The organism is Streptococcus danieliae, from assembly GCF_009767945.1.
In the GTDB taxonomy this organism is placed as follows: domain Bacteria; phylum Bacillota; class Bacilli; order Lactobacillales; family Streptococcaceae; genus Streptococcus; species Streptococcus danieliae.
Map to the genome: position 1 here is coordinate 1 of NZ_WSRS01000068.1, position 9,112 is coordinate 9,112.

General features: G+C 44.4%; 10 protein-coding genes and 1 pseudogene. All 11 read right to left on the reverse strand.

Features of this window, described 5'->3' with window-relative positions; all coding sequences use genetic code 11:
- Nucleotides 1-385 precede the first annotated feature (385 nt).
- Nucleotides 386-2,011, reverse strand: a complete 1,626-nt coding sequence (gene groL / locus E5983_RS07115; protein WP_160333185.1) for a chaperonin GroEL — start codon at nt 2,009-2,011, stop codon at nt 386-388.
- A gap of 10 nt (nt 2,012-2,021) precedes the next feature.
- Complete coding sequence (gene groES, locus E5983_RS07120; RefSeq protein WP_160333186.1) at nt 2,022-2,303, reverse strand: co-chaperone GroES; 282 nt, start codon at nt 2,301-2,303, stop codon at nt 2,022-2,024.
- 133 nt (nt 2,304-2,436) lie between these two features.
- Nucleotides 2,437-2,832: a single-stranded DNA-binding protein gene (locus E5983_RS07125; protein WP_160333187.1), complete on the reverse strand. Its 396-nt coding sequence runs from the start codon at nt 2,830-2,832 to the stop codon at nt 2,437-2,439.
- A gap of 76 nt (nt 2,833-2,908) precedes the next feature.
- Entirely contained in the window at nt 2,909-3,196 is a 288-nt protein-coding gene (locus E5983_RS07130; RefSeq protein ID WP_160333188.1) for a DUF202 domain-containing protein, read from the reverse strand.
- Between the two features lie 19 nt (nt 3,197-3,215).
- Nucleotides 3,216-4,043: a PTS system mannose/fructose/sorbose family transporter subunit IID gene (locus E5983_RS07135; RefSeq protein WP_160333189.1), complete on the reverse strand. Its 828-nt coding sequence runs from the start codon at nt 4,041-4,043 to the stop codon at nt 3,216-3,218.
- Nucleotide 4,044: 1 nt separating this feature from the next.
- Complete coding sequence (locus tag E5983_RS07140; RefSeq protein WP_160333190.1) at nt 4,045-4,893, reverse strand: PTS mannose/fructose/sorbose/N-acetylgalactosamine transporter subunit IIC; 849 nt, start codon at nt 4,891-4,893, stop codon at nt 4,045-4,047.
- 29 nt (nt 4,894-4,922) lie between these two features.
- Entirely contained in the window at nt 4,923-5,417 is a 495-nt protein-coding gene (locus E5983_RS07145) for a PTS system mannose/fructose/N-acetylgalactosamine-transporter subunit IIB (RefSeq protein ID WP_160333191.1), read from the reverse strand.
- 35 nt (nt 5,418-5,452) lie between these two features.
- On the reverse strand, nt 5,453-5,884 hold the full coding sequence (locus E5983_RS07150) for a PTS sugar transporter subunit IIA (RefSeq protein ID WP_160333192.1): 432 nt from the start codon (nt 5,882-5,884) through the stop codon (nt 5,453-5,455).
- A 198-nt stretch (nt 5,885-6,082) separates the two neighbouring features.
- A complete protein-coding gene (locus E5983_RS07155; RefSeq protein ID WP_160333193.1) occupies nt 6,083-7,369 on the reverse strand; it encodes an ABC transporter substrate-binding protein in 1,287 nt (428 codons plus the stop codon).
- The gene (locus E5983_RS07160; RefSeq protein ID WP_160333194.1) at nt 7,366-8,049 is read right to left on the reverse strand and encodes a response regulator transcription factor; all 684 of its coding nucleotides are present in this window, start codon (nt 8,047-8,049) and stop codon (nt 7,366-7,368) included. Before E5983_RS07160 ends, E5983_RS07155 begins: the two co-directional genes overlap by 4 nt.
- Nucleotides 8,042-8,896, reverse strand: a pseudogene (locus E5983_RS07165) (sensor histidine kinase); the annotation flags it as partial. The gene E5983_RS07160 and the pseudogene E5983_RS07165, both read right to left, overlap by 8 nt.
- Between the last annotated feature and the right edge of the window lie 216 nt (nt 8,897-9,112).

The following is a 9,112-nucleotide window of genomic DNA, read 5'->3' on the forward strand; positions in this document are numbered from 1 at the left end:
TCGAAAGAAAAAGTGTTGTTTTTAGAACTGTTATTTGTTAGACTAAACATATGGATTTCCTTTGTTTCTAATGATTTTGTTGTGCGCTTATATCATAGAAGGAAATCCTTTTTTTGTCCAGTCATATGTCTCACCCAATGGGTGAAAATCAAAAACTTCTAGAAACCTTGATCTATCAGGGATTCTGGAAGTTTTTTTAGTTAGCTATGAATAATTCGGGGTATAGCATATTTTCCAACAGGGAAATCCAGAATGTTGAAACCAGTGGTTTAAAAAGAGGTCCAGCTAAAAAACCGGACCTGCTTATTTTGGGATATATACGAAGACTTTGTCTCCTTAATCGCTATTGTGGCCTCTCACTGTCGATAGACGACTTTGGAGGTCCTTACATCATACCACCCATCATTCCTGGATCCATGGCTGGACCAACTGGAGCTTGAGGTTCTGGTTTGTTGGCTACAACAGCTTCGGTTGTCAAAATGAGGCTAGCAACACTAGCTGCATTTTGAAGCGCTGAACGCGTTACCTTAACAGGGTCAATAATTCCTGTTTCAATCATGTCTACCCACTCACCACTAGCAGCGTTAAATCCTTGGCCTGCTTCTGCTTGTTTAAGGCGATCAATAATAATAGAACCTTCATAACCAGCATTGAGAGCAATCTGACGTACAGGCTCCTCAAGGGCACGTAGAACAATATTACGACCAGTCTCTTCATCTGCCGTTAATTCCAAGGCAGCAACTGCTGGAATCACATTTACCAAGGCAGTTCCACCGCCGGCAACAATTCCTTCTTCCACTGCTGCACGTGTTGCGTTCAAGGCGTCTTCAATGCGCAGTTTCATTTCTTTCAATTCAGTCTCTGTTGCAGCACCAACCTTGATCACCGCAACACCACCGGCCAACTTAGCCAAACGTTCTTGCAATTTCTCACGATCGAAGTCAGAATTTGTAGTTTCAATTTGAGACTTGATGACACCAACACGGTTGCTGATGGCAGCTGGATCACCAGCTCCTTCAACGATTGTTGTCGAGTCTTTATCAACAACCACCTTAGCTGCTTGACCTAGAGCCTCGACTGTCGCATCTTTCAATTCAAGACCCAAATCGTCTGTGATAACCGTTGCGCCAGTCAAGATGGCAATATCTTCCAACATCGCTTTCCGACGATCACCAAAACCAGGAGCTTTAACAGCTACTACATTAAAGGTTCCACGAATCTTATTCAAAACAAGGGTTGGCAAAGCCTCTCCATCAACATCATCCGCGATGATCAAAAGTGGACGGTTGGTTTGTAGGATGCTTTCCAAAAGTGGCAAAATTTCTTGGATATTGGAAATCTTCTTATCTGTTACCAGAATAAATGGATTATCCAATTCTGCGACCATTTTTTCGTTGTCTGTAACCATGTATTGAGAGAGATAACCGCGGTCAAACTGCATTCCCTCAACCACTTCCAACTCAGTTTCCATTCCACGAGATTCTTCGATGGTAATAACGCCATCTTTTCCAACGCGTTCCATGGCCTCTGAAATGTATTCTCCAACCTTCTCACTCCGAGAAGAAACAGCTGCAACCTGGGCAATGGCTTCCTTGTTAGAAACAGGTACAGAATTGTCTTTCAAAGCTGCAACCGCTGCTGCTGTTGCAGCTTCAATACCGCGACGAATGCCGATTGGATTTGCACCAGCTGTCACGTTTTTGATTCCTTCTCTGACAATCGCTTGAGTCAAGAGGGTTGCAGTGGTTGTTCCATCACCCGCAATATCATTGGTTTTTGAAGCAACTTCTGAAACCAACTTGGCACCCATGTTTTCAAAAGGATCTTCCAACTCGATTTCTTTAGCAATGGTTACCCCATCATTCGTGATTAGGGGAGAACCGAAGGCTTTTTCCAAAACAACATTCCGGCCTTTAGGTCCCAAGGTTACCTTAACTGTATCTGCCAACATATCCACGCCACGCACCATAGCGCTGCGAGCATCTGATGAAAATTGAATCTCTTTTGCCATTTTTTACTCCTTACTCAACAATTGCTAGAATATCAGACTCACGAATGAGGAGGAACTCTTCATCCCCATCTTTAACAGAGATACCAGCATGACCTTCAAAAAGAACGGTTTGTCCAGCTACAACAGACAGTTCAATTAACTCACCATTAAGCGCACGTAGTCCTTCTCCAACGGCTACAACTTCTGCCGTTTTGGTCGCTGACTGGCTATTCGAAGCCAAGACAAAACCAGACACAGACTGCTCTTTTTCAATGACATTTACAACAACTTTATCTGCTAAGGGTTTTAACATAGATTTTCCTCCAACTATTTAGCACTCGACTCTTATGACTGCTAACTCTGTTTCTATTGTATCATTTAGTCAACAATAGTCAAGAAAAAAACTTGCCTCTGTTCCAAAGTTTTTTAAGGGATAAGTCCGCACTTCAAAAGGGCAGATCCTCACCCTCCTCACTAACCATCTCAAACTGTTCCTGTTTCCGGCGTTGTTCCCGTAACAAGCGCTGCTCCTTGGTTTCTAACAGCTGAAAGTCACTGCAAAGAACTTCGGATAAATAGTGCATTTGCCCATCTTTTTCATAACGACGGGTACGGAGCTCCCCTTCCACCCCAATCAAACTTCCCTTGCAGGCATAACTAGTGATGTACTCAGCCAAACGTCCCCAGGCAACAATCGAGATAAAGTCAGACTCCCGCTCACCCGATTGGTCCCGGTAACGCCGCTTGACGGCTAATTTAGAACGTGTCACACTCCGATTTGAGGGGGTCTTCTGAAGTTCAGGAGTCCCTGTTAAACGACCGATTAGAAAAATACGATTCATCTTTTTTCCCTCCTACCTGTTTATTCGGAAACAAATCTAAAAAAGAGTCTGGGATAAAACCCAAACTCCATTATTTTCATGCTTCGGTCAACTTTCTTTCCAAATCCAGTATTACCTTTTGCAGGTTCAGTCGCCCCCTATAGATGCCATAACCAAAAAGGAGCATCCCCAAGAAACCGAATAGTGTGAACAGAGAACCCACAACTGTGATTAGCTGATTTCTTCCAGCGAAAAAGTAAAAAAAGATTAAACCAACACTGGCAAGAGTGAAGAAAAGACTGAACCAGCGACCAAGATTCTCAATCATATGCTGTTGGTAAGTGATTTCCTGCTCATAGCCTTGCATTAATTCTTGTTCAGTCATAGATCTTCCTTCTTTCTAGCTATTGCAAGCCTGGATTAAAGAAACCAAGCAATACACCAACAAAAGCAAGGAGGACCAAAAACAACATTACTTTGATGGGAGACAGGTTCTTTTTAGACATTAGCCACCAACAAAGGACAATAAACAGGGCAGTTAAGAGTCCTGGATACACACCGTCCAACTGGTCTTGAAGAACCAAGTAGGCTTGGCCAGAATTATCGGTCAATTGGAAGGCGGTTTTTACCGGTACCCATGTGGCAGCGACAGCTCCAATCACCATGCCCCCAATAATGGAAACTGATTTGCGGATAGCTTGTCCAGTTGGCCCGACTAAAAATTCAACTGCCTTATCCCCTAGCTCATAGCCTTTGAAATAAGCAAATTTCATTCCAAAATACGCAAGGAGGTTCCAAACAATGATATAGAAGATTGCCCCAAGTGGTGATCCTCCGTTTGATAAACCAAGGGCAATCCCGAGGATAATGGGAATCAAGGTTCCCACAATCAAGGAATCCCCGATACCAGCCACGGGGCCCATCAAACCGGCTCTCAGACCGTTAATGGTTTCATCATCCACACCATCTGCCCCATTGGCACGCGCCTCCTCTAACCCTGCCGTAATCCCCACAATCAAGGAACCCAGTTGGGGTTCTGTGTTGAAAAAGGCAGTGTAGGTCCGCATCGCTTTGGCCTGATCCTCTTTGTCTGCATAGAGCTCCTCGACAACTGGTAGCATCGAGGCTAGGTAGCCAAAGGTTTGCATATGCTCCTGGGAGAAACAGGTTAAATTTCCATAGTACCAGTGATGGAAAGATTTTCCTAAGGTTTTTTTACTGAGTTTTACCATCTTAGATATCCTCCTCGTCATCGTCGTCATAGTTAGCTGTGGCAGCCACGGGGCCTCTTGCATTTTTAGCCATTTGAATTTCATAGAACAAAACTGCAAAAATCAGCGAAATAACGGCAGATGCTACTAAATTCAAGCCTAAAGAAGCTGCTAATGTAAAACCGACAAAAAATGGAATGAAATCCGTCACTTTTTCAACAATCTGTTTTAAAAGGATGGCGATCCCCACACAAGGTAAGAGCGAACCTACTGTAAACAAGGTTTTCATCGGAATACCATCCAAAGGCAAAACTGTTTTCAGAGCTGTAACGGCATCTGCCCCCAACTTACACAAAATCAGGGTTGGCAAGAAAGAGAAGACAAAATGGGAAATCCACGGAAAGCCCCAATCCACTGCGTACAAGCGCTTGAAGTCGCCTTTTTCTACAGCCTTCCAACCAAGGTGCTGCCACAGCAAGTTCATGGTTGCTGTACCATAGAACAAGACAGTTCCGACAGTTCCAACCAGAGTTCCCATCGATTTGGCTAAATTAGCTGCTTCAGCAGAATCGACTGCCAAACCTTGAGACCGAATCGCCACCATGGCTAGGGGAATACCAATATAAGAAATTGCACGAACATCCGCAGATACGGTTCCGCCAGGCGTTACCAGGGCAATATAGACCAGCTGCATAGCTACACCACAAATAATTCCTAACTTCAAATCGCCTAAGATTAACCCTGAAACAAGTCCTCCAACAAGCGGACGTCCCAAAGTATAGTTCCCAAAGGATGTCCCTCCTAATCCGGGAACAGATGAGAGACAGGCAAATAGACCTAATAAGGCTGCTTGTAACCATGAAATTGTCATCATAAAACCTCCTTATGAACTACAGCTTCTTAAAATCCAAATTTTTCTTTGAAATCATCCCAATAACCAATTGAAACATCCGGTAGTAACTGAAATTTCACCTTGTAGCCAGCTGCTTGAATAGCCTCAAAGGCTTCTGCCTCCTCTTGGGTAATGGATTGATTATTTCTCAGTTTAATAGCACCTGGACGGTCATTGGCTGGTCCGACAATAATCTCTGTGACATCATCGGGTACAAAGCCCTGATCGACTAAAATCTCCTTCATATCGAGTGGATTCTTGGTAATTAAAAAATAACGACTATCCGAATCTCGGACTTTCTGGGACTTCTGTTTCCAGGCCTCTAGATCCCAAACAAAGGTTTTCTTATCCGATGCTGCTTTATAGGCCTGTTTTAAAACGGCATTTCCTGCTGCAGCATTATTCACAGCCACTAATCCATCACAGGGATACTCCTTGGCCCAGCGGGTTACGGTTTGGCCATGAATCATCCGATCATCAATTCGTACAAATGTAACTGCCATATTTTTCTCCTTTTTCCGTTATTGACGCTCATTCCTTAAATGAGGTCCTCATCCTCATCCGACACCGTTACTTCAAACTCTTTTAGGGCTGCAGCAGCCTCTTTCAGAATAGCCTGGGCTAGGTTCTTGCCCTCCAAGCTATCTTTCAGCACCAGTCCCGTTAGTCCCATCGTCAGGTTTAACCCTCCCAATACAAGAGCTGTCTGCAATTGCCCCCGCTCCTCAAGGACCTTACAAACCGTTGTCAATGGACTTCCACCAACAAGATCCCCAAGAACCAAGGTACTATCAGCAACTCCTACTATTTCAAGTTCTTGTCTGACACGTCGGGCAAAGTTGTCGACAGACTCCCCGTCTTGTAAAGCGAGGGCAAGCACTTCCCCCATCTTGTCGCTGGCAAACATGTTCAAGGAGCTTTTTACACCTTCTGCCAAACCACCATGGCTGACCAAAATTAGATACTTCATCTTCACACCTCCTTCAAATTTCACTCTTATTTTACTTTATTTGAAATCGCTTTCATATTGGCAAATGTCATTTTGACTTCCTGACAATTGATAGGTTCGATATGACAGATGTCATATAAAAAAAGCGAGGTCAGAACCCACATTAAACACCAATGGATTCTGACCTCACATCAATTCATTCACATAATCGCCTTAGCTCTATTCTTCAGCCCTCAAGGTTAACTCAAGCTCTCTTTGTAAACGGGGTAATTGACTATCCACTTCACCCGATTTGATAATTCCGTCCACCCTATAATGAATACGCTCTAGGAGTTCCTGCTCAAGATCCTGACTCAGATCAAGGACGGAATGTTCCATCATGTAATCCAATTTTTCAGGAGAGATCGCATGACTCCCAAATACATTAGCTTGTAAAACCTTCTGAGACTCGGGACTGGTGACCACCGCTTTGAGCGACGAGGTTCCCTGGGATTTTGTAAACAACTCTTGTTGGGTCTCCTGGTCTGCACACAGCAGGGTCATGAATTCCCAAACCTCAGCTGCATGGGCTGTTTTCTCAGACATGGCCAAAAGGGAGGTTTTGACCTGGGTCCCCTGGTCTACCCCTGATATCCCAGGCATGGGTACACAGGTCCAGGCAAAAGTCGAATACTTAGCCACATGATAGGGATAGGGTTTGTAAGTCCGATACTGGGCTAAGCTCATGGGAAAAAAGGCAACCTTGCCTTGGTCAAAGTCCGTTGACGAAACACGATAGTTTTGGTTTAAGGCTTCCAATTGGCTCATAAATTTTAAAGCTTGGTGCATTTCCGAGCTATCCAAATTCAGCCCTGTTTGACTTTTAAGCTGTCCACCATAAGCCACCAGGGCTTGTTGCCAACTGTAATCTGTAATGCCAAATTGGTCGATAATCCCATCGCCATTGGTGTCCTTGGTCAGTTTTTGGCAGAGTCTGTACAAATCCTCTAAGGTCCAAGCCGTTTCAGGGATAGCCAGACCTTCTTGTTCCAATAAATCCTGATTGACACACATCATGATGGGATTACTTTCCAAAGGAAGTGCAAAGCTCTGCCCCTTATAAAGACCTGACTGATAAGCTACCGGATAATACAGGGCCTCTGCCTCCTTCCCTTGAAAACCGTCCAAAGGCTTGAAAGCACCTGCACGCGCTAGGGAACTGAAGCGCGACTCCGGAACCAGGAATACATCCGGCTGCTCCCCCAAAAGAATCTTTTCAGACAACCAATCTTCATAGTCCTCTTTGGGAATTCCACTCTCGTATTCGACACGGATGTCCGGATGAGCTTTTTCAAATCGTTCAATCGCTTGATCTAAGACCCTATTTTCTCGGCTATTGGGAACATCCCAGCTACTACCTGCATAAACCCCTAGCCGTAAGACCTTCTTTTGAAAGAATAGGCTAAAACAAGCTCCAAGCAGCAAAAGCAAGCACCCACCCAGGAGGATCCCTTTGAGCACCTTCATTGATCCCTCTCCTTCAACAGCTTTCTCTGGGTTAGGCCCGTTTGGACAGCCCAGATTGCCAGTTGGGTCCGATCCCGCAGACTCAATTTCGCTAAAATACCAGAAATATAATTCCGAACCGTTCCTTCTGAAAGAAACAAGTGGGCGGCAATCTCTTTATTGGACTCCCCAAAGCCAATTTGCTGAATAATCTTCCATTCCGTCAGACTCAATTCCTCGGTCCAATCCTCTTGGATTGCAATCGTAAAATTAGCTTGCGCCATCTGGGAAAATAACTGCACAACCTTGCTGGCAATATCCGGGTTGATCATGGCTCCTCCCTGGTTCACCGTTTGGATGGCTCTGTACAATTCCTCTGTGGAAACACCTTTAAGCAGATAGCCAGAAGCACCATACTTTAAGGCCGAGAAAATAAACTCATCATCATCGAAGGTCGTTAAGATAATAATTTTAATGTGGGGAAAGCGCTCCTTGACCTCCTTGGTACAAAGCACACCGTCCATAATCGGCATCCGAATATCCATCAGAATCACATCTGGATGTAGCTGTGGGATTTTCTCCAAGACCTCTTGACCATCCGCCACCACTCCGACCACATCTATATCTGCATGACTCGCTAAAACAATCTGCAGAGACTCTCGAATCAAGGCTTGGTCATCTGCAATCAAGACTTTAATCATATTCTCCTCCCATTCTTGGAATGGTGACATAGGTATAAAAACCATTCCGATTCTCAAAATGAACACGACCGCCAATAATCGCCAGACGTTCCTCCATCTGCCTTAACCCGTAGCCATAGTACAACTCTTCAAACCCCACCCCATCATCCTGAATGATCATCACATAATCCTGGCGTTCCAGCAATTCAATCCGAATGGAGCGGGCATGCCCATGCCGAACGGCATTGGTAATCGACTCCTGGATAATCCGAAAGACGATATCTTCCTTGGCAATATCCAGATCAATACGATCCCACTGAAAATCGAGAACGATTTCAATATTAGACAGCGCCTCGTATTCACGAATCGTTTTCAGCAGCGCTTCTTTCAAGCTGTGGTGTTCCAAATCTCCCGGCCGCATTTTATGAAGGGAAGCCCGTACATCGCGGATACCATCCCTAACAACCACCGAGATATTGTCCAACTGCTCCTTTGCACGAATCCGATCCCGATCCACCAAAACCCTCACCGCATCCAGTCCAGCTGAAATTCCGGTTAGGGCATGGCCCAAAGTGTCATGAATTTCCCGCGCAATCCGCTTCCGCTCCCGATCCTCAGCTATTTTCTCGGAGAGAGTTAGGTAGCTGTTTAACTCACGGTTAGCCTGGGCAGCCAGTCGCAACTCCTCTTCAATCTTTTGTTTTTCTTGAATGGTTTCTAAAATGGAAAAAATCAAGGATAAAATAAAAACAAGGAGATTGATCGAAAATAGGAAATTCTTGCCAAAAAGTAAAAGAACTTGCAGCGAGGGCGGGCAAAAACGAATATAGGTCCCCAGTGAGGGAGAGGCCACAAAGAGCGATAAACCCGAATTATTCATAGCTAACTAAAAAAACTTCCAGAATCCCTGATAGATCAAGGTTTCTAGAAGTTTTTGATTTTCACCCATTGGGTGAGACATATGACTGGACAAAAAAAGGATTTCCTTCTATGATATAAGCACAACAAAATCATTAGAAACAAAGGAAATCCATATGTTTAGTCTAACAAATAACAGTTCTAAAAACAACACTTTTTCTTTCGA

What these genes read in the sequence shown, in the direction of transcription:
- E5983_RS07160 (WP_160333194.1), bottom strand. Translation starts at nt 8,049, where the DNA reads ATGATTAAAGTCTTGATTGCAGATGACCAAGCCTTGATTCGAGAGTCT.
- E5983_RS07150 (WP_160333192.1), bottom strand. Translation starts at nt 5,884, where the DNA reads ATGAAGTATCTAATTTTGGTCAGCCATGGTGGTTTGGCAGAAGGTGTA.
- E5983_RS07130 (WP_160333188.1), bottom strand. Translation starts at nt 3,196, where the DNA reads ATGACTGAACAAGAATTAATGCAAGGCTATGAGCAGGAAATCACTTAC.
- groES (WP_160333186.1), bottom strand. Translation starts at nt 2,303, where the DNA reads ATGTTAAAACCCTTAGCAGATAAAGTTGTTGTAAATGTCATTGAAAAA.
- E5983_RS07140 (WP_160333190.1), bottom strand. Translation starts at nt 4,893, where the DNA reads ATGACAATTTCATGGTTACAAGCAGCCTTATTAGGTCTATTTGCCTGT.
- E5983_RS07135 (WP_160333189.1), bottom strand. Translation starts at nt 4,043, where the DNA reads ATGGTAAAACTCAGTAAAAAAACCTTAGGAAAATCTTTCCATCACTGG.
- E5983_RS07145 (WP_160333191.1), bottom strand. Translation starts at nt 5,417, where the DNA reads ATGGCAGTTACATTTGTACGAATTGATGATCGGATGATTCATGGCCAA.
- groL (WP_160333185.1), bottom strand. Translation starts at nt 2,011, where the DNA reads ATGGCAAAAGAGATTCAATTTTCATCAGATGCTCGCAGCGCTATGGTG.
- E5983_RS07125 (WP_160333187.1), bottom strand. Translation starts at nt 2,832, where the DNA reads ATGAATCGTATTTTTCTAATCGGTCGTTTAACAGGGACTCCTGAACTT.
- E5983_RS07155 (WP_160333193.1), bottom strand. Translation starts at nt 7,369, where the DNA reads ATGAAGGTGCTCAAAGGGATCCTCCTGGGTGGGTGCTTGCTTTTGCTG.